Below are 19857 nucleotides of genomic sequence, written 5' to 3'. Positions count from 1 at the left end.
CGATTTCTGTAGGAGCCAACTTGTTGGCGAGGCAACCAACGCGGTGTGAAGTGCGCCCCAAAATGTAGGAGTCGGGCTTGTCCCGCGACCGGCGGGGAACCCGTCGTAAAACCTGCTCATGCAGTGTGACAGGTAGACCGCACACATCGGGTTTACTGCCGCTGCGCGCCAGATCGCGGGACAAGCCGCGCTCCTACAGCGGATCACCCGCCACATTGAAGACATGTGAAGCATTTGATACGGCCAAGCTTTTCGGCAAAAAACACCAGTTGAAAGCTTGACCGGGAACAGAGTATCTACGGAGGAATAAGGCGGTATCAAGCGACACCGGCCTTAATCACTGCCTGCGGATCTTCTCGACGATGGCGGTGGTCGAGCTGTTCTCGACCAACCCCAACACTTTCACCTCGCCGCCGTACGCCTGAACAATACTGGCACCGACCACCTGATCAATGTCGTAATCACCACCCTTGACCAATACATCGGGCTTGACGTAGCTCAGCAGGTTTTCCGGCGTGTCTTCAGGGAAGCTGATCACCCAGTCCACCGCGCCCAATCCCGCCAGCACTGCCATGCGACGGTCGACGCTATTGATTGGACGGCCAGGACCTTTCAGGCGGCTGACAGAGGCGTCGCCGTTAACAGCAACGATCAAGCGATCACCCTGCGCGCGAGCTTGTTCGAGGTAGGTCACGTGCCCGGCGTGAAGGATGTCGAAACAGCCGTTGGTGAAGACAATCTTTTCGTTGTGCGCGCGCGCATCGTCGATGGCCAGCAGTAACTGATCAAGGGTCAATATGCCGCGCTCGGAACCTTCGGCGCGCTGAATGGCACGGCGTAGTTCAGGCGCACTGATCGCGGCAGTGCCCAGCTTGCCCACCACAATGCCGGCGGCCAGATTAGCCAGCGCCACGGCGTGCGGCAGTTCTTCGCCAGCGGCCAGAGCAGCGGCCAAGGTGGAGATAACGGTGTCGCCGGCCCCCGTGACATCGAACACTTCGCGCGCACGAGCAGGCAGGTGCAATGCGGGTTGGTCAGGGCGCAACAAGGTCATGCCATGCTCACCACGAGTCACCAGCAAGGCGCCCAACTCCAGTGAACGCATCAGCTCGGCACCTTTGGCGACCAGTTCTGCCTCGTCGGCACATTGGCCGACGATGGCTTCGAATTCGGTGATATTCGGGGTAATGATGCTCGCACCGCGATAAATCCCGAAGTCTTTGCCTTTTGGGTCGGCCAATACCGGAATACCGCGATCACGCGCAGACTTGATCAGCACCTGATGGTTTTTCAGAGCGCCTTTGCCGTAATCGGAGAGCACCAACACCTTGACGCCATCGAGCAGCGCGTCGACCTCCTCGCTCAGGGCGAGAGCGTCGGTGGCAAACGGCTCTTCAAAGTCGATACGCAGCAACTGCTGATGGCGGCTCATGACGCGTAATTTGACGATAGTCGGTTGATGCGCAATGCGTTGGAAGCGGGCCGTGACGCCAGCGGCCTTGAGGCTGTTGCTCAGGCTTTCAGCAGCCTCGTCCGTGCCGGTCACACCGACCAGAGACGCTTTTGCGCCGAGGGCTGCGATATTCAGCGCAACGTTTGCGGCACCGCCCGGACGGTCTTCGATCTGATCGACCTTGACCACTGGCACCGGCGCCTCAGGCGAAATACGTGAGGTACCACCATGCCAATAGCGGTCAAGCATCACATCGCCCACCACCAAAACTGGTGCCTGATCAAAATGCGGCATGGACAACTTCATCGAACAACCCGTAACTAAGAATGAACAGGGGCCGAATCTTAGCACAGGGTTTAGCGAGCTTGAGGGGCCGAGGGGAGGTCGATGTCGTTCAGTGATTCTGCACGTATCGACGTCCGCCGAAGCTTTCAGCTCAGATCAAACCGCCCCGACTGGCGCGGGCTCTTCCAACCCCATGGCGTGCAGGCGGGCGTAATAGCCGTTTTGCGCCAGCAGCTCATAGTGGTTACCGCGCTCAACGATGCGCCCCTGGTCCATCACCAGAATCATATCGGCGCGCTCGATGGTCGACAGACGGTGTGCGATCACCAAGGTGGTGCGACCCTTCATGACGTGATCCAGCGCCGCCTGAATATGACGCTCCGATTCGGTATCCAGCGCAGAGGTCGCCTCATCCAGAATCAGCAATGGCGCGTTCTTGAGCAGCGCCCGTGCTATCGCCAGACGCTGACGTTGACCACCTGACAACAACACGCCGTTCTCGCCAACCTGGGTGTCGAAGCCTTCGGGCAACTGATCGATGAACTCTTTGGCGTAGGCATCGGAGGCAGCGGCCTCGATGTCCGCACGCGGCGCGCCTGCCAGGTCGCCGTAAGCGATGTTATTGGCGACGCTGTCGTTAAACAGCGTCACGTTCTGGTTCACTTGCGCGATATGCCGGCGCAAATTGTGCAGGCGATATTTTTCGATATCGACACCATCCAACAGAATATTGCCCGTCTCGTGCTGGTAGAAGCGCGGGATCAAGTTCGCCAGTGTCGACTTGCCACTGCCTGAACGCCCCACCAGCGCGATCATCTGACCCGATGCCGCCGAAAAGCTGATGTCGTTCAGCACCTGCCGCTCGGTGCCTGGATAGGTAAAGCTCAAGTTACGCACCTCCAGATTCCCGGAGACGCGATCCAGCTCAATGGTTCCCTCGTCGAGTTCTGGCTCCACGTCCAGTTGCTCGAAGATGCTTTCCGCGCCAGCCACACCTTTCTGAACTGTCGAGCTGACTTCAGACAGCTGACGAATCGGCTTGGGCAGTAGTCCAGCGGCCGTGATGTATGCAACCAGATCGCCAGCAGTCGCATCACCGCGTAGATACAAGACGAGAAACATCAATACCGCCATGGCGGTGTAGATGACCAGTTGCAGCATCGGGGTGTAGACCGCGCCTGTTTTGGTCATCTTCAACTGCTTTTTCGTGTTGCTGGTGCTGGCGCGGGCAAAACGCTCTTCTTCGTACTTTTCGCCGCCGAAGCTGCGCACGACGCGGTAGCCCTGAATGGTTTCGGACGCGACATGTGTCACATCGCCCATCGCTACCTGGATCTTCTTGCTCTGCTTGCGAAATTTCTTGCTCGCGCTGCCAACCATGACGGCGATCAACGGCAGGATGGCAAGCATGACCAGGGTCAGTTGCCAGTTCATCCACAACAGGTAGATGAACAGGAACACGATGGTCAATCCTTCACGGATCACCACCTTGATCGCGTCGGTCGCAGCGCCGGTGACCATGGTCACGTTGAAGGTGATGCGCGAAATCAGGTGACCCGAATTATGCGTATCGAAGTAGCGATTGGGCAGCACCAATAGTTTATTGAACAGCTCCACGCGCAGGTCATGAACCAGGCCCAGAGATACCTTGGCCAAAAAGTAGTTACCCAGATACGAGCCCAGCCCCTGCCAGGCCGCGATCAATACGATCAGCAGCGGCACCGCTTGCAGTAATTGCAGATCGCGCAGATAAGGCACGGTGGGAAACAGCACCGCATCAGGGTTGCTCAAGCCATCGACAAAGTACTTGAGAATGCCCGCTAACATGGGCTGGGTAGAGGCGAAGATCACGAAGCCGACGATACTGAGGATAAAAATCCCAACGTAGGGTTTTACGTAGTTCAGCAGTCGAAAATAGATTTTCAGGCTGGAGCTTTGTCCGCTACTGGACGGTGTATCGCTCATCGTAAAGCTCACTGATTGAGTGGAACGCGGGATTTTATCACAGCCGGGGCAACTTCCCCTCGTGCCCACACCAGCAAGCTGGCCAGGCCGATGGGTAACCAGGTGATGAACCATTCAGCGCGAGGCGATCCTGTGAGACTCGCTGCGTCAAATTGCATGGCGAGGGTCGAAAACAGCCAAATGCCGATCATGCCGCGACCAAAATCGGTCTCGCGAACGCGCCAGGCTTGCCAAAGCACCGTCAACCAAATGCCGGCCCAAAGCAACATGCCGGGCACGCCCAATTCGATAGCAATGTGGGTGAACAGATTATGCGAGTGGTCAAATCGCGTGCCGTCGGCAACGACCACGTTGTATTCAGACCCCAGCCCAAGCCCGGTTAACGGGTGTAGCTCAATCATCTTCAAGGCAGCCTCGAAGATCTCGGGCCTGTAGGACGAGCCGCGCGCCATCATCAGCGGCTCCATCAGCCAGAACCCGATAACAGCCACCACCACCGCAGCGGCAGACAGGTAAAACGCACGTCTGTGTCGCCACCAAATAGGCAGCGCCACGATCGTGAAGAACAGCGCAAGTACCGCGCCACGGCTTTGGGACATCACCACGAACGCAGAGCCGAGCAACAGTGCCAGACACCAGACCACCTGCAACGGCTTGGTCCGAGGAGGCCAGAGTAGTGTCCAGATCACCGCGACGCCGATGACATAAGCGCCGAGAATCGGATGGCTGAGCTCGCCGACACCCTCCACTCGCGCCAGCCAGGCGTGGTGTTGGACACCGAAGAACTTGATCATCGAAACCAGCGCCGCGACGCCCAAACCGACGCCGGCCCACTGCATAAGGCGCATGACCCGATCAGGCTTCGCATCGGCCAGGATCGGAAAAAACAGGACGAAGAACGCGATGTAGAGCACTCGCTTGAATTCACGATCTGGCTCTTGGGTATGGCTCCAGAGCAGACTGATCGACGCCCACAGCGCCAGCAACAGTAACAGCGAAAACAATAATCGTTGCCCACGCCAAGCCTCCCCCAGACACGCCCGTGCCGACCAGGCCAGGGCAATACAGGGCACCCAGAGCAGCGCGACCAAGCCTTGCTGATAGATTTTGTTCGCCGGTGCGAACGCGATGGCGAGCAAAAACCACAACAATCCTGTAGACAGCAGGGCATGTGCCCAGCGATTCGAGTACATCCCGTCTCCCTAAAAATGTACGACCAGTCCGCCCGGCATGGTGAAAGCGTTCACTTTTGGGCATCATTGCCCGTCAAACGGCTCGTAACTTTCACAAGGCTTTCTACTGATGCAATGCTTTCGGCTTTCAAAAGCCGCTTTAAATCAAATGATCGTCGGCGCCAAAGTACTGGAGGCCGACAGCTATGGCGCGAAAGTGTACATGCTGCTGGACGGCAAAATCCTTAAACTATTTCGCCGCAAGCGCTGGTTTTCATCCGCCTTGTTGCGCCCTTATTCCAAACGCTTCATCGACAACGCCGCCCAGCTCGAAAAACTTGGCGTACCCACGCTAAGGGTCACGCACTTCTATGCGCTGGAGCAACCGGGCATGACCGCTGTCTTGTATCGCCCTCTTGTGGGTGAAACATTGCGGCAAATCGCCAAAAAGCCTGGTTTTAAATGGCCGCAGGCGCTCCCTGCGCTGATCGAGTTGATCCGCAGCCTGCATCGTTCGGGGATTTATTTCCGCTCGCTGCACCTGGGCAACATTGTCGTGACGCCGGACGAGAAGCTGGGGCTGATCGACGTTGCCGACATGCGCTTTTTCAAGGCGCCTCTTTCAGAGCGCCTCAAGAAACGTAACGTTCAGCATTTCGCGCGGTATATCGAGCGGGAAAATCTAGGACAGGAGTTTCCACTGCAGGACCTTGAAAAAGCCTTGCTGAGTTCCTGACAACATCGCCTCAAGGATGAGGGGCGAGCAGGGCCCGGGAGTCATGGCGAAATTGCTCCCAGGCTTTTTCAGGCGCCAGGGCCTGATGTTGGGAAGCCGAAACGTCATCGCCGCGCTGGGCCGTGAACTGTTCAATCGCGGCGACCCACGCCGGAACATCGGCGACCGGCACGTAATGACCTGCATCGCCCAACTGCTCACGAAAAACATCCAAATCGCTGACCAATACCGGGACACCGGCGATCACCGCCTCTTGCAACACCAGCCCTAAACCTTCCTCGCGCGATGGAATCACCACCCAGTCAAACCCACGGTACAGCTTCGCCAAACCCGGTTTGTGTCCGGGCAAAAACACCTTTGAGCCGAGCTTCAATTGTTTGATCTTGTGCTCCAGCACCCCGCGGTCAGGGCCTTCGCCAATGATCACCAGATTGAGATCAGGATGACGCACCAGCGACTGCGAGAATGCATCGAGCAGGTAATCAAAGCCTTTGTCGCTGACCAGCCGCCCAACGGCCCCCAGGATGCGCATGTTTTCAGAAGGTAGATCAAGCACGCGCCGAGCCTGCTTGCGGGCAAGCAAATGCAGACAAAACGATTCTGGCTCCAGCGCACTGCGCAAGCCTATCACCGGTATCTGCAGGGTCTTTTGCAGCGAAGCCGCCAGGGTTTGCGATACCGCCGCCAGTGTCATCCGCTCTGCGGGAAACTGCTGAAACATAAGCCGCTGCTCATCTCGCATTTTCGTGGCGCCGTGAAAAACCACCACCGCCCGAATGTCCGGCATGTCCTTTAGAATCGGCAACAACACGCGTGCGACGCCTAACCCGTCGAGCAGCACCACTTTGGCCTGGCTCTCGATCAGGGCCTTTCTCATGCGAAATTGCAGCAACGGTTTCAGAAGCCGCCAGACGTGCCGCTCTTTAAGCAGGCGCGATGACAGTTTCCACTCGCGCACTTGAGTGACAGGTTCTGCGCAGCCACTGGCCTCGCCTTGAAGAAACCATGTCTTGATATCAACGGCCGGATCGAGCTGCGAAATGATTTGCTGATGAACTTTGTGAACCGATGAAAACGGTGAGCCACTGGACCACATCACATTAATGATGCTCATCAGACGCCTTGCCTTGACGATAACGTCACGACATTCATGCTGGCAGGGTCAATCAATGGTAAAGCCAATGCGCACCCCGAAAGAGAAGCGTAAAACCAGAATTCAGCCACGCACAGGCGTGACTCTGGAGCCGTCAGTAGAACCACATCGCCCTTACAGGGCGATGTCCCTAGTCAATTCGTAATCTGCCGCGTCGCTTTGTTCCACAGCCCGGCAAATATCTGCTCCATCAAAGGCCCAACATAGCCCGCAGCCGCTGTACCCAACTCAGGGGTGGATGCGTACGCAACGCAGGCGTCAATGCCTGCACAATACGCTCACCAATCGCCGAGAACGCGAAATTCGACGTTGCCAGATGTCGACCGTTCTCGGCAATACGCAACGCCAACTCAGGATCATCGCGCAAGACCGCCAACTTCTTTTGCAGTTGGGGAATATCGCTATAAAGCACAACGTTTCGCATGTCTTCAAAGCCCAGCGCACGGTTTTCCGCCTCGCCCTGATCGAACGCCAGCAGCACGCAGCCACACGCCATGGCCTCGAAGTTCTTGATCATGTACTCGCCCATACCGACGTCGGCGCTGACGAAAAACCGGATGCGGTTAAGGGTATCGCAATACTCTTCGCCGGACTTGGTACGTGTGACGATCAGCGACTCCACTCGCCCCAACTCGTCGAGCAGCGCCTTGCGACCGCTGTAGGCCACGCTGTTGGTGCTGCCGACGAACGCCAGCTCAATATCGCGCTCACGCCCTTGATCCTGCAACAGACTTTGATCGTAGCCCTTGGGTACAAAGACCGCATCAAAGCCTTCCTCACGCAGACGCTCACTGACCATAAACCCGGAGCTGATCACCCGCACCCAAGGCAGCTTGCGGTAATGAGCACTGAACTTCCCGGTGTACTTGCAAGCAATATAGTTCTGATACGCGTCGTGCTCGAGGATCACCAGATTGGGGATCGTGCGGATGAAGCTCGCCTGGCGTATTTCCTGTTTAAAGCGCAGGAAAAACACGATGCGGTCATAGCGAGTCACGTCCACTTCACGACGGAAATAGCCACGCAGATTTCGCTGCTGTTCGGACGTCAGCCAGCGCAAGTCACACTCACAGTTCGCTGCGACGCCGTCATACAGGCGATCCAGAATGGCGCGTTGCTCTTTCTGGACCAGAAATAGAACTTTCATCGGTTTCCTTGGCGTCCACTGGTGTTCACCCCTGACACTCCCGGCGCCCAGTGACATCTGATCGTTGACTCAATCCGGCTTAATGCTCAGCAATCCTTGCGCCAGAACAACTCATGCCGGCGCACGGATTTCCTGAAAAACTCGTTCTCGCCCTCGGCAGGCCAGCGTCGCCCCGCCAGCAGCTTTTGCAACCAGCGCCTCACGCGCCGTTTAAGCGGCGCCGGGGGCTGCAAGTCATGCATCATACCCAATGCCATGGCTTTATCGCGCTGCGCAATCTCAGTTAATTCAACACAATAGGGCACCAGTTCGACGCTTTTATCAAATACCGGTGGCAAAGCGACACCACTGTGGGCACAGCCCATCGGCCAGCGGTCGTTGTCATGCAGGTGATTGGCGTAACCCAATATCACTTTCGGCTGCCAGGCCAAGCCCACCAATGCCTCCAGCACTGCGGACTGGGAGCAAATATGGTCGGGATGAGGATCGATGGTCGGGTGCGGCATGACCAGCACCTCAGGGCGCGCTTGAAGCATCAAGGCGCGCAAATCAGCGATCAGGTTGTTCCATGTTGGCGCGCCATCGACATCGCCCGGCAAACTCATCGGGTTGAACTGGCGGAACAAACGAATATCGCTCAGTTGCGCTTCACGCGAGGCGATTGGCTCTGCTGGCGACGCTTGCATCGCTGGCAGTTGAAGGCAGAAATAACCCAACTGAACGCAATGCGACTCCGGCACGCCGCCCCAACGTGGCACAGCAATGCTGTCCCACGCGCGCAAGCGACCCTTGATGCGTGCGGCCTGCGCTGGACTCATGCCCATTTGCCGATAGTGTTCGGCCTCAATCTCGCCGGCGGTCAACGTGACGATCCAGCTCTCGTCAGCCTGACTGTATAGGCCGAACGCTGCCAGTTCAGCGTCGTCGGCGTGAGGTGCGATCACCATCACTCGCTGACGACGCGCGTCGGCATGACGGAACGACCAAAGCCGAGGCTGACCGGTCACTCGGCAAAAACGACCACGTATGCGTAGCGAGCCCGCTGCCAATGACTCACCCAGGCCGGTTAGGTTCAGGTAACGCAAGCCATCAACCCCGCGCTCAAACGCTTGGCTGTCACGGACATCCAAACCTTCCAGCTCAATCACTGGATCGACAAACCGCCCCAGCCATGAGCTTTTGATCGGCACCGACAGCACCAGGGTTTCGTCACCGCTTAGCGACAGCGCTGCATCAACACGCAAGGCGTCGCCCTGTAGCCGAATACCACTGACTTCGTTTTCAGCGGGGAATTGGTATTGATAGTCGTCATGCGGCGAATAGAACAGGTGATCGGAGAACCAGGCTTCATGGGCAATCCAGCCGAGCAACGCCAGCAGCACGGGTAGCCACCAGGCCACCGCCACGCCGACGACGATCAGCACCAGAACACCGATCAGCAGCGCGATTCGCTTGTGGCGGCGATGGCGCTTGAGCAATTCTTGCTTGCGGCTCAAATCTGAAACACCGGAACAGGGTTGCACCAACGATCCTTGTACTCACGGTCGGCGCGACCAAAGGAAAAACGCAGCGGCTTGCCCAGCGCCCGCGCCTGCTCCCAGGCGCTTTGAGTATTGAGGAAACTCAACACACTGCCGGGACTGAAATCACGGGTCTGCGGGTCGACACCGCCATTGATGTACTCGACACTGATCCATTCCGGCGCCTCGACGCGGTACACCAACTGAATGGCAATCGCCGCATCGTTGAGGAAGATCACCGAACCGATCAACAAGTCGCGCAGCAGTTCGACCACTTCGGCCATCCGCTCGGCCCCCGTTGCCGGGAAACCCCAACGACGCTGGAAAAGATCGCAGTACATACTTGCCAGCTCAGCGCTGGAAAAGTCACTGACAGGACGCACGACGCCGCCCGCTTCTTCCAGCAGGCGCAGCTCACGGCGCTGGTTGTAGCGAAACTTCTTTGACAGCTCTTCGGGCGTACGGGCCATCGCCAGCGATTCGGCCTGCGGTTTGAGGGTCGATACCCGGCCCTCATTGAGCGCCGACAAATAACGACCACGATGACGGACCGGTACGTGAGCATCAGGTGCGATTGGCAGGATCAACTCTGCGTTGCCCAGATCGAACAGGCCTTTCTTGCCGTGACTCTTGAGTACGTCTTTGGACAGCGCCAGCGAACGTCCCCACGTGGCAATCGCGCCTTTCACCTCGCCGCCCTGCTCCCACGCCAGATAACGCACGGCAATACCGGCCAGGCCAGCCAACCGCTCAACCACCAGCGGGTGAGTCGCAACGCTGCCGCCGTAACGCTGCCAGGCTTGCTCATAAACCGGCGCATCGATCAGCGTCCAGCCGCGCTCACGAATGCTTTGAAAGCGGTTGAGCATCAAGGCTGCGCAGCCAGGTCAGTGACCTGCGGTAAACGCCAGAACACCTCACGCACCGCCGAGTCAGAGAACCGCTCACGCAAACGCTGCAACATAAGGTCGGCGCAAGCCTGACGCTGAGCAACGTCCAGTGTCGACAAATGCGTCAAGCCCTGCGCAAGGCGCACTTCATCGCCCAACGCAAACAATACGCCGACGCCTTCGACCACTTCCTTCGCGCCGCCGCAAGCCGTCGCCAGCAGCGGAACGCCTGCCGCCATGGCTTCGAGCAGGACCATGCCAAAGGGTTCATGGTCGGAGCTGAGCGCAAACACATCGAAGGCTTTGAAATAGCGACTGGCCTGGGGGACTTGCCCAAGCAACATTACCTGGCCGCCGATACCCAACTCCATAGCCAGCTCTTTGAGGTCCTGCTCCAAACGCCCTTTGCCGAGAATCACCAATTGGCTGTTTGCAGGCAGGTTCGGCAAGGCCTGGGCAAAGCCCCGCAGCAACGTCGCCTGATCCTTGTCTGGATGCAGGCGACCGACGTTGCCGACAATCCAGGCATCCGGCGAGAGACCCAATGCTTCACGCGCTTGCTCTCGCGTCAGCAGACTGGCCTGCAATTGATCGACATCGATGCGGTTGTACAAGGTTTGAATTCGGCCGGTCGGCCACTTCGGCAGACTCTTGCGCATGTCGTCGCGCACAGCGTCAGAGACGCCCAAAAGGCTCAGTCGCCAGCGAAACAGGTGGGCAAACAGCTTGCGGCTGCGGCGTTGATAGTCGCCAAAGGCGTGGTGTACGCCAATCACTGGCAGGCGCGTGGCCAGCAACGCGATGTACACCGGCTTGAACCGGTGGGCAATGCAAAACGTAAAGTCCCGCGACGCCGCGATTTTGCGCAATTGGAGGATCGCGCCCAGCTTGAGGCCACGAATGGCCTTGGAGCTGTATTCCATGAACAGCACTTCATCCGAGGCACAACCGGCGGCGACTTCGGCATCGGCGATGCCGGTCAAAAATACCGTGGTGACACGATAGCCCTTGCCGGCGAACAGGCTGGCGTATTGCCGGGCGCAGTCGAGAAACGGCCCGTCATAACCGTGGCAAAACTGCAACACATGGCGTTCAGCCGAGCGTGTCATAGGTTTCCGCGCCGTCTTTGACCACCAGGATGTCTTCCATGATCAGGTATTGCAGATCCGAGCCAAAGAACATGTTCAGCGCATCGGTCGGCGAGCAGATCATCGGTTCGCCACGGCGGTTCAGCGAAGTATTCAGAGACACGCCGTTGCCGGTCAGGTCTTCCAGAGCTTTCATCATGTCGTAGTAACGCGGGTTGTACTCGCGCTTGAGTACCTGTGCACGCGATGTGCCGTCTTCATGGACGACTTCCGGCACGCGGGTTTTCCACTCTTCAGCCACTTCAAAGGTGAAGGTCATGAAGGGGGCCGGATGGTCAACCTTGATCATCTGTGGCGCCACGGTGTCGAGCATCGACGGACAGAAAGGCCTCCAGCGCTCGCGGAACTTGATCTGGTGGTTGATGCGATCAGCCACACCGGGAATGCTCGGGCAACCGATAATCGAACGACCGCCCAACGCGCGTGGACCGAACTCCATGCGGCCCTGGAACCAGGCCACCGGATTGCCTTCGACCATGATTTTGGCGATGCGCTGCGGGGTATTGTCGATCTGACGCCACAGCGGCTTGCTCGGGTGACGGGCGCAGGCCGCGATCACGTCTTCGTTGCTGTACGAAGGGCCGAGGTAAACGTGCTCCATCTTCTCGACCGGCACGCCACGCGCGTGGGACACATAAGCCGCCGCGCCGACCGCCGTGCCGGCATCACCGGACGCCGGTTGGACGAACAGCTCCTTGACCTCCGGGCGCGCGATGATTTTCTGGTTCAGCTTGACGTTCAGCGCACAGCCGCCAGCGAAGGCGATCTTGCCGGTTTCCTTGAGGATGTCGCCCAGGTAGTAATCCATCATTTGCAGCGACAGCTTTTCGAACAGCGCCTGCATACTGGCCGCGTAGTGGATGTACGGCTCGTCGGCGATGTCGCCTTCGCGCTTGGGGCCCAGCCACTCGATCAGTTTGGGCGAGAAGTAAAAGCCCTTGCCCTTCTCTTTATAGCGACGCAGGCCAATGACGTTGGCGTAGTCGGTGTTGATCACCAACTCGCCGTTTTCAAAGCTTGCCAGACGCGAAAAGTCATACTTGCTGGCATCGCCATACGGCGCCATGCCCATGACTTTGAACTCGCCGTCGAGCATTTCAAAGCCAAGGAATTCAGTAATCGCGCCATACAGGCCGCCGAGCGAGTCCGGGTCGAAGAACTCCTTGATCTTGTGGATCTTGCCGTTTTCGCCATAGCCGAAGAACGTGGTGGCGTATTCGCCTTTGCCATCGATGCCGAGGATCGCGGTTTTCTCTTTGAAGCCAGAGCAGTGATAGGCGCTGGAAGCATGAGCCAGATGATGCTCAACGGGCTCGATCTTGACTTTTTTCGGATCGAAACCCAGTTGCTCAAGGCACCAGACGATCTTGTTGCGATAACGCTTGTAGCGACGGTTACCCATCAGGATGGCATCGAGCGCGCGGTCCGGGGCATACCAGTAACGCTTGGCGTACTTCCAGCGCGCCTCACCGAACAGGCTGACCGGAGCGAAAGGAATCGCTACCACATCAACGTCGGATGGCTTGATGCCAGCGTACTCAAGACAGAACTTCGCCGACTCGTAGGGCATGCGGTTCTTTGCGTGCTTGTCGCGAACGAAACGCTCTTCTTCGGCGGCGGCAACCAGCTTGCCGTCGATATACAAGGCTGCGGAAGGATCATGGCTAAGGGCGCCGGACAGGCCAAGAATCGTCAATGCCACTAGGGTCGAGCCTCTTTATCTGCATAACAGGCGTCAGGCGCCTGAATAAAAAAGTGTGCCTCGCGCCAGGGCGGCGGGCAGCTAAAGGGCGGGATTATAGCGTAATGCGCAGGGATTTGGTCGGGAGCAAATCATCAGCAGGTCGGGCATCAGATAGAGGGCCCATACACGTTTACAGCCTGGAACCAGGTGTTCAGCGCATCAGAGCCCGCCCAAACGGTGATGCATCGGGTCTGCCTAAGCGTCACTGCGCAACAACAGTCTGAAACGGCAAGACAATGGCGCATTAATTATGTAGCCCACACCACACGCGCCACTCTGATTTATTCGGGTGAAACACATCACAAGAACCCCCTCCTGCTCATCCGATAGATCACAACGCAGTAGGCTGTATAAAGGAATGCACCACTTCATGGAAATCTCCACACATAAATCTCAGGCGTTTGAGCGCCTGACCACGCAGGCCGCTGTACTGGCGACAGAGCTGAGGAAATTACCCAAGGCGCAAGATTACGCCGTCGGTGAGCCGCAAGCCTTGCTACAGCAGATTGAACGATTCTGGGTACAACCCGGCAGCTATGGCACGTCACGCAAAGTGCAATTCATCAACGCTCTGGAACGTAGCGTTCATGACCTGGTGACGTTGAACATCGAAGCAGGTGAACTGCGTACGGGCTACGCCAATTGCCTGCCCCATTCGCCAAATGACACTGCCGTGACCTGTCACGCGCTTAAACTGAGCCTGGCCGACACCTATCAAATTGACATCGCTGGGGCCCTGGTTTTTACCAACCCACAAGGATTGGCACTGCTGTTTCTACCGGGTTATGGCGTCGAAGGTTTTGTGACCATTGATGCGATGCTCGCTGCACTCACGGCCCAGATCAATGATCCGGCCATGCGTTTTCTGCCGATGCAAAACACATGTCTGAGTGATCAGGCAACGGTGTACGCCGAGGATGAGGACCCTGATATTGTCCTTGAGCCGTTCGTGCAGACCGACTGGCAGTTGATCAGTATCCCCAGCGCGCCCTTCGATCATGCCTTTGAGCAGCAAGTGACCAAGCAACGCGCCGATATCGAGTTCGTTTGCAGCCGAATCGTAGAAAGTAACCCTGCTCTCTCGCACGTTCATGCACTCAATGAAGCGATTCGCATGCCTGGCCTATTAGGGTGCGAAGCGATTATCCAAGCACTGCAAAGCCAAGGTGTTATGCGCCAGCAGTACGCGGCCCTGCCCGCCTGGTTCAAGCTCGCCAACGTCCAAGAGCGCCAGCAATACATTCAAAGGCTGCAAGAGTACGACCAGGTGCGCGAGGTATGTTTGAGCACCATGGGGCCTGCATCCTCCCCCGAGCATTACGCGAATGAGCAATTGCGCGGGCGAATGGCCGATGACCTGGGCGTCGATCTGGACCCCGACCAATTACTGGTGACGACCCGACGCTCGCTACCTATGACCGGCGAACATTATCAAGTGGCTCGCTCGCTGACCCAACTGGCATTGTGGGGCCTGCATCCGAACGATACACACGAGGGCTCCGAGTTTCTGATGCACAGCCAGATCACGCTGGGCGCAGAAACCTTGGACGAGTCAATGTCAGGCCTGACACCTGCCTACATCGCCAACGCAATCGAAAGTCTGGATCTGCGCGCCAGCTTCGGGGCTGCCCAACTCAACGCTTATGGTTCAGCTCAGACGCAGCAATTGATGCGTGCGGTCATGCACCAACAGTTAGTGGCTCAAGCCTATGCCGCCAAACTGCAAGGTCATATCCAGACACAAGACTTCGAAATGATCGAGCGACTTGACCCCTCGATCAACGCGCAGGCTAACCCCGACGTGGTTTTCCAGCAATTGAAGCTCAACGCCCGGGATGTGTTGAGCGACATATGGGTGATCCGCAAGGTTGACGCACAGGGCGCGCTTCAACGCCTGGTGATGTTCACTCCCGACAGTCCTCGCGGGCAAGAGCTTCAGGGGTTCGACAACGAGCGCCAACTGCTGCATGAAATCGTTGGCTGGAGTGCATCGCCCGAGATGAGTCAGTACCTCGTAGAACGGGTAGTGTTCGCGCAACGGCAAGCCTTGCAGGAACAACTTGGCGCACTACGCGACAAACCGACGCCGACGGAAGACTTCATCGGGTATATCCGCTGGGATCACTACGCGGATGCGTTGCAAGCGCAGGTCAAAACGTATGCTCGCGTCAAACTGACCGAACAGACTGCTCACACACCGACCTGGTATTTGCGCGCCAGCGTCGAGCAGCGTCAAAAGCTGACCGCACTTGAGGATGCGATCACCGCCGCACACCAGCTTTATAGCGAAAAACCACATACCCGCGTGCCGGAGTTCGAGGTTTATGTTCACCAACGTGCCAGCGATAAAATCAACGCACTGCTGGGATTGCCTGACGGCAGCGTGGACCCTGATGACATCATCATCACCTCGCCGCGAGAGCAACTGACCTATACGCAAATGCTACGTAACGGCTACGACGACACCTTTGGCCCAATCAGCGCCAGCGCCGACACCACCGCAACATTCACAGGGCCAGCAGGTATCGACCTGAAGGCTCTGACGGCCGAAAAAGTCGCCCGCTCGGTACACGGTAAATGGTTGGCCGACGATTACGTCAATCTGGTCCGTCTCTCGCTGCTTGATCCGGCCAGCGATGGTTATGAATATCGTCGTCGCCACAGCCTGCTGCTGACACAGCTACACATGAGCGCCGCAGCCCTGCGCAGCTTGCTGAAAACCGAGATCACCGACAGCCAATATGGCTGGCTCACCGCATCGATCAACAGTCTGGACCTAAGCGATGCAAAGACTCGCCTACGTCATCCGGTCTATCCGCTGCAATTCAAAATCGAGAACCCGTTGATTGCATCAGGCGCGCCCGAACTTGATAAAGCGCTAAATACATTGATGGACGTCAATCGTCCGCTTTCAACCGTGCGCACCCCAAAAATATTCCACATCGAAACGGTTCAGGGTTGCTTTGTACTCTCCGAAGACGATGCGAACGACCCTGCGCAAACACTGATTTACACACCACAGGCACCGGACGGGATTGAATTCCGTCGTCTGGATAGCTTTAGCAATACGCTCTTGCGAGAAGGGATGAGCGATTACTACAAGGATCGCTGCCGTCTGAAAGCCAATCGCACCCTGGCCTTTTTTCTGGCTGATCTAAAAAAAGGCGGCGCTAGCCAAGCCCCAGTCGTCCCTTCCAAGGCTTACCTGGATCTTCAGCACACCTGTTTCGATCAAACCGTGCTGCGCAAAATCCGTGATGTGGAAGAAACCACCACCGGACGCCATGACATGCTTGCCCAAATGATATGGATGAGCATAGAAATCATCGCCCTCTCCGTTACGTTGCCGTTTCCGATTGCCAGCTTCGCGGTCGGCGCAGCATTTGTCTTGCGTTACGACTATCTTGCGTTCGAGGCATTGCGCGAGGGTGATCGCGAAGCTGCCAGTGCCCACATACTGGCGTCGCTACTGAATGCTGTCGGCGCCGCTGGCGATTTATATTCAGGCTTGAAAGGCTTCGGGGCTGTGGTTAAACGCATGGCCCAACAGGCAGAGCGCAATCGCGCGCTGCACACCGTGAAGCCCCTGCGCCGGGCAGCTACACGGATGCACCTCAATCGACTTGAATCCCAGGATGAGCTGTTCTGGATCGGTCGTCCTGAGCTAAAAAGCCACACACCATTGAGGCGCAGCAACGCTCTGTTGCCCGACAGGTTGCAACCTACCGAGCTACCCACACAGCAAAGTAGCGACGCCATATGGCATGCACTTCAGGCAGACAGTATAGAACCGATACCCGTCAATCGAACGGTGGCCAATCCGTCTTATGCGGTCAACGTTTCTCTGGCCGACGGTACGGTTATCACCCAGGGGCACGGCCAAGGCGTCACCTTGCTACAAGGCAAGCACTACGTTGGGTTGGATGGCCGTGTTTTTCAGGTCCGATACGACGCGCAGTTCAAACGCTGGAACATCATCGACCCCAATAATCCATTCGCTTTTTTTGGCAAGCAACCCGTTCGCCTGTCAGCACAGGGAGCATGGGAAATTCTCGACCCACTGGGCCTTCAGGGCGGTGTGCCCGGCAAGTTCAAGCCGCTGATCGAAACGCCGGCAGAGTCCTCAACGGCGGTAGGAGGGACCAACGATTACGAGATGCCCTCCCATTTACGTAACTTCTTGAAGGACATCGTAAAACCCGCCGCCCCGTTCGAGCCTCATTCCGTACACAGGGCTTCAGATGCATTGTTCGAATACCACGAAAATATACTCAACCTCATCTACAGAGAAAACCGGCCAACCTACACCGGGCTGCGCCAGAACCTTTACCGAGATGCCGAAGCCTTTTTCGTCGCCCCAACACTCGCCAGCAAACCCGACCTGCCAGTGCTGACCGAAGCAGCAGAGTTCAAAGACCTGATGGAATTGGCCTTTGAGGGCGCCAAGGGCTTGGTCATCAGCGAGACGCCGAGTTCCATGGCCGCCAAACAACTGCTGATCAACAACATGAAGGTGCTGAAGGATCAAGAGGTGAAGGTGCTGTACATCGAGCACGTGTTCACCGACCAACACCTGCACAAACTACAGAAATACAAGGGTAAGGGGCAGGAAGCGCTCAGAGGCAGAGGCTCGCATGAGATAAAGAACCACTTGAAGGAACTGAACGATGGCGCGCTGAGCAACGGCAGCGACGAATTTGACTACTACCACGTCATCAAAGCCGCGCACCAGAACGGCATTGAAGTTAAACCCTTCAACTCCTCCGTCAGTTATGACTTCCCAGGAAACCCTGTCACGACGGCCGTAGATGATCATCTGGCACCACGAAAAATGTCGACTTTCTTTGGCAACAAAGTCATCAGTGCCGATGTAGCCGCACACCCGAACCAACGCTGGGTTGCCTTGCTCGATCAACGCGTGGCCAACACGTTGCAAGGCCAGCCTGGCATAGCTGAACTGCAAGGCGTCGTCAGCGTTCGCATCGAGGCGGCGGCATCCGGCAGCACTGGGAAAATCAGTCGGGATGTGGGTGTCGAGCCCGGCATCATCAGAGCCGACTTCAAACTTGCGATGGCCAATACCGATATTCCAGGGACTTCGGCTTCTGCGGGTAACATTGCCAACGCACCCGATCAGGCCACGGACCTGGACAGATCACTGCACGCCTTGCTCGATGCAAATCTCCCGTCGAACAGGACATGGGACCCTACCCGCAAGGTCTTTGTCCCGCTACGCAAGCCGCCCGTAAATCCGTACGTCGGTGAATATGGGCTCAAGCTCGATAGCGCGGGTGCCTGGAAGCGAACCAAACCCGGTGAGTGGCCGGGAGCATCCTCACCCTCGGCGCTGCAATTATCGTTGACCGATGAGCTGTATCAATTGCCGGTCGAGCAGCACGCCACTTTTCATGGCCTGGCTAATTTTGACAATAAGGGACTGCACCCCCATTACTTCTACGCCGACCCTCTAAAAAGCGAGGTGCGCAAAGCGTTCTTCAATCTTCGCCAACAGCTTCAGAACGACGCTCGCACGATCCTCAACCAACCGTTACCGCCGCGAGCGGAACTGCCCGTCGTTGCAGCCGACATCACACCGCCCGCTTTTCTTGACCGGCTGTACGAAAGTGCTCGCGGTGTCGTGGTCGGTGAGGCCCACTCAGCAACGGCCAGCAAACAGTTCATCATCGACAACATGGAACACTTGGCTAAACGCGAGGTTAAAACGCTTTACCTGGAGCATTTGCTGACCGACCTCCATCAGGCCGATCTAGATCGCTTCGCACAGACCGGACTGATGAGCAAGCGGCTGCTACATGACCTCAAGCGACTGGACAAAGGGCATCGCGTCGACCTTAAGCGTGGCTACACCTTCGAAAAACTGGTGACCCAGGCGAAGAAGCACGGCATCGAAGTACGCGCCATCGACTGTGCGGCAAGCTATTACATCAAAAATATGGCTACAGCCTCCGAGACATCCCGCCAGCAGATGATGAGTTACTTCGCCTCGCGCACCATCCGTAAGCATCAGGAAATCATGGGAGAGCACAAGTGGATCGCGCTAGTCGGTAACTCGCACGCCAACACCTATAAAAATGTTCCCGGCATCGCTGAACTTGAGCACGGCATCGGCGTACGCGTCGCGGATGTGGAGCCCGGTCAAAGCAGAAGTACCCTGGTTGATCCCGGCGAACAGATGAAACAACTTGGGCAGATGAACGGAGTATTCGTAAAAAATGATTTCCTCGTGGGTGCCCACACTCCGGCCAGGCTGCCACAGCAGTTGTCAATTGCTGACCGTTTGCGCGAGCCAGGTCAGTTCATGATCGACGACGCCGACCCTGCAAACCTGGTGATCAAGCACCGCTCCAGGGACCAGACCCTTCAGGAAACGCCGATCAAACGCACTGCCAGTGACCAGCTGTACGTTGAGCGTGAATCATGGGAAACGGTCCATGGGAAAGTCTTTCATGACCTCAAGTCCCTGATTACCGCGCTGGAGGAGATGAATCTGACATTCATAAAAGGCCGCTAACCCAGTAGCAGGGCTTGCTTGCAATGATGGCAGTACGCCCAGCAAAACCTTGAGGGCCGGCACGACTGCCATCGCGGGTAAACCGTGCCCCCTGCGCCGTTGTGGCTCAGAC

General features: G+C 57.2%; 12 protein-coding genes. 2 read left to right on the top strand and 10 right to left on the bottom strand.

The features are described from left to right. The 4 genes from VGC62_RS17220 to VGC62_RS17205 all read right to left on the bottom strand — a co-directional run. Window positions 1-184 (bottom strand): hypothetical protein (locus VGC62_RS17220; protein ID WP_331188284.1); only part of this gene is annotated, 184 nt, incomplete at its 3' end. 153 nt (window positions 185-337) lie between these two features. Beyond that, entirely contained in the window at window positions 338-1759 is a 1422-nt protein-coding gene (gene hldE, locus VGC62_RS17215) for a bifunctional D-glycero-beta-D-manno-heptose-7-phosphate kinase/D-glycero-beta-D-manno-heptose 1-phosphate adenylyltransferase HldE (RefSeq protein ID WP_331188283.1), read from the bottom strand. A gap of 135 nt (window positions 1760-1894) precedes the next feature. Then, on the bottom strand, window positions 1895-3703 hold the full coding sequence (gene msbA / locus VGC62_RS17210) for a lipid A export permease/ATP-binding protein MsbA (protein ID WP_331188282.1): 1809 nt from the start codon (window positions 3701-3703) through the stop codon (window positions 1895-1897). A gap of 8 nt (window positions 3704-3711) precedes the next feature. Beyond that, complete coding sequence (locus tag VGC62_RS17205; RefSeq protein ID WP_331188281.1) at window positions 3712-4896, bottom strand: O-antigen ligase family protein; 1185 nt, start codon at window positions 4894-4896, stop codon at window positions 3712-3714. Between the two features lie 109 nt (window positions 4897-5005). Between VGC62_RS17205 and VGC62_RS17200 the strand changes: the two genes are divergently transcribed. Further along, window positions 5006-5611 carry a toluene tolerance protein gene (locus VGC62_RS17200; RefSeq protein WP_331188280.1) on the top strand — a complete coding sequence of 202 codons (606 nt, stop codon included), beginning with the start codon at window positions 5006-5008 and terminating at the stop codon, window positions 5609-5611. A 10-nt stretch (window positions 5612-5621) separates the two neighbouring features. Here VGC62_RS17200 and VGC62_RS17195 read toward each other — a convergent pair whose 3' ends face one another. The 6 genes from VGC62_RS17195 to VGC62_RS17170 all read right to left on the bottom strand — a co-directional run bounded on the left by VGC62_RS17195 (window position 5622) and on the right by VGC62_RS17170 (window position 13171). Beyond that, entirely contained in the window at window positions 5622-6725 is a 1104-nt protein-coding gene (locus VGC62_RS17195) for a glycosyltransferase (RefSeq protein WP_331188279.1), read from the bottom strand. A 229-nt stretch (window positions 6726-6954) separates the two neighbouring features. Continuing rightward, window positions 6955-7911, bottom strand: coding sequence for a glycosyltransferase (locus VGC62_RS17190; protein WP_331188278.1), 957 nt, complete (start codon window positions 7909-7911; stop codon window positions 6955-6957). An 86-nt stretch (window positions 7912-7997) separates the two neighbouring features. After that, the gene (locus tag VGC62_RS17185; RefSeq protein WP_331188277.1) at window positions 7998-9407 is read right to left on the bottom strand and encodes a PIG-L deacetylase family protein; all 1410 of its coding nucleotides are present in this window, start codon (window positions 9405-9407) and stop codon (window positions 7998-8000) included. Further along, on the bottom strand, window positions 9404-10300 hold the full coding sequence (locus VGC62_RS17180; protein WP_331188276.1) for an antimicrobial resistance protein Mig-14: 897 nt from the start codon (window positions 10298-10300) through the stop codon (window positions 9404-9406). Before VGC62_RS17180 ends, VGC62_RS17185 begins: the two co-directional genes overlap by 4 nt. Then, the gene (locus VGC62_RS17175) at window positions 10300-11430 is read right to left on the bottom strand and encodes a glycosyltransferase (RefSeq protein ID WP_331188275.1); all 1131 of its coding nucleotides are present in this window, start codon (window positions 11428-11430) and stop codon (window positions 10300-10302) included. The genes VGC62_RS17180 and VGC62_RS17175 overlap by 1 nt, the downstream gene beginning before the upstream one ends. Next, window positions 11414-13171, bottom strand: coding sequence for a carbamoyltransferase (locus VGC62_RS17170; RefSeq protein ID WP_331188274.1), 1758 nt, complete (start codon window positions 13169-13171; stop codon window positions 11414-11416). Before VGC62_RS17170 ends, VGC62_RS17175 begins: the two co-directional genes overlap by 17 nt. 412 nt (window positions 13172-13583) lie before the next feature. On the opposite strand from VGC62_RS17170, the gene VGC62_RS17165 reads away from it, so the two are divergent. Continuing rightward, window positions 13584-19745: a membrane-targeted effector domain-containing toxin gene (locus VGC62_RS17165; RefSeq protein WP_331188273.1), complete on the top strand. Its 6162-nt coding sequence runs from the start codon at window positions 13584-13586 to the stop codon at window positions 19743-19745. Window positions 19746-19857: the final 112 nt, after the last annotated feature.

It is taken from the genome of Pseudomonas sp., from assembly GCF_036404235.1.
Taxonomy (GTDB): Bacteria; Pseudomonadota; Gammaproteobacteria; order Pseudomonadales; family Pseudomonadaceae; genus Aquipseudomonas.
Note: the sequence above shows the minus strand (reverse complement) of the source record. Positions and strands in the feature narration are given on the sequence as shown.

Bases quoted from the DNA above. Each gene is read 5' to 3' on its own strand.
- hldE (WP_331188283.1), bottom strand. From the start codon at position 1,759: ATGAAGTTGTCCATGCCGCATTTTGATCAGGCACCAGTTTTGGTGGTG.
- VGC62_RS17195 (WP_331188279.1), bottom strand. From the start codon at position 6,725: ATGAGCATCATTAATGTGATGTGGTCCAGTGGCTCACCGTTTTCATCG.
- VGC62_RS17205 (WP_331188281.1), bottom strand. From the start codon at position 4,896: ATGTACTCGAATCGCTGGGCACATGCCCTGCTGTCTACAGGATTGTTG.
- VGC62_RS17175 (WP_331188275.1), bottom strand. From the start codon at position 11,430: ATGACACGCTCGGCTGAACGCCATGTGTTGCAGTTTTGCCACGGTTAT.
- VGC62_RS17180 (WP_331188276.1), bottom strand. From the start codon at position 10,300: ATGCTCAACCGCTTTCAAAGCATTCGTGAGCGCGGCTGGACGCTGATC.
- msbA (WP_331188282.1), bottom strand. From the start codon at position 3,703: ATGAGCGATACACCGTCCAGTAGCGGACAAAGCTCCAGCCTGAAAATC.
- VGC62_RS17165 (WP_331188273.1), top strand. From the start codon at position 13,584: ATGGAAATCTCCACACATAAATCTCAGGCGTTTGAGCGCCTGACCACG.
- VGC62_RS17200 (WP_331188280.1), top strand. From the start codon at position 5,006: ATGCAATGCTTTCGGCTTTCAAAAGCCGCTTTAAATCAAATGATCGTC.
- VGC62_RS17190 (WP_331188278.1), bottom strand. From the start codon at position 7,911: ATGAAAGTTCTATTTCTGGTCCAGAAAGAGCAACGCGCCATTCTGGAT.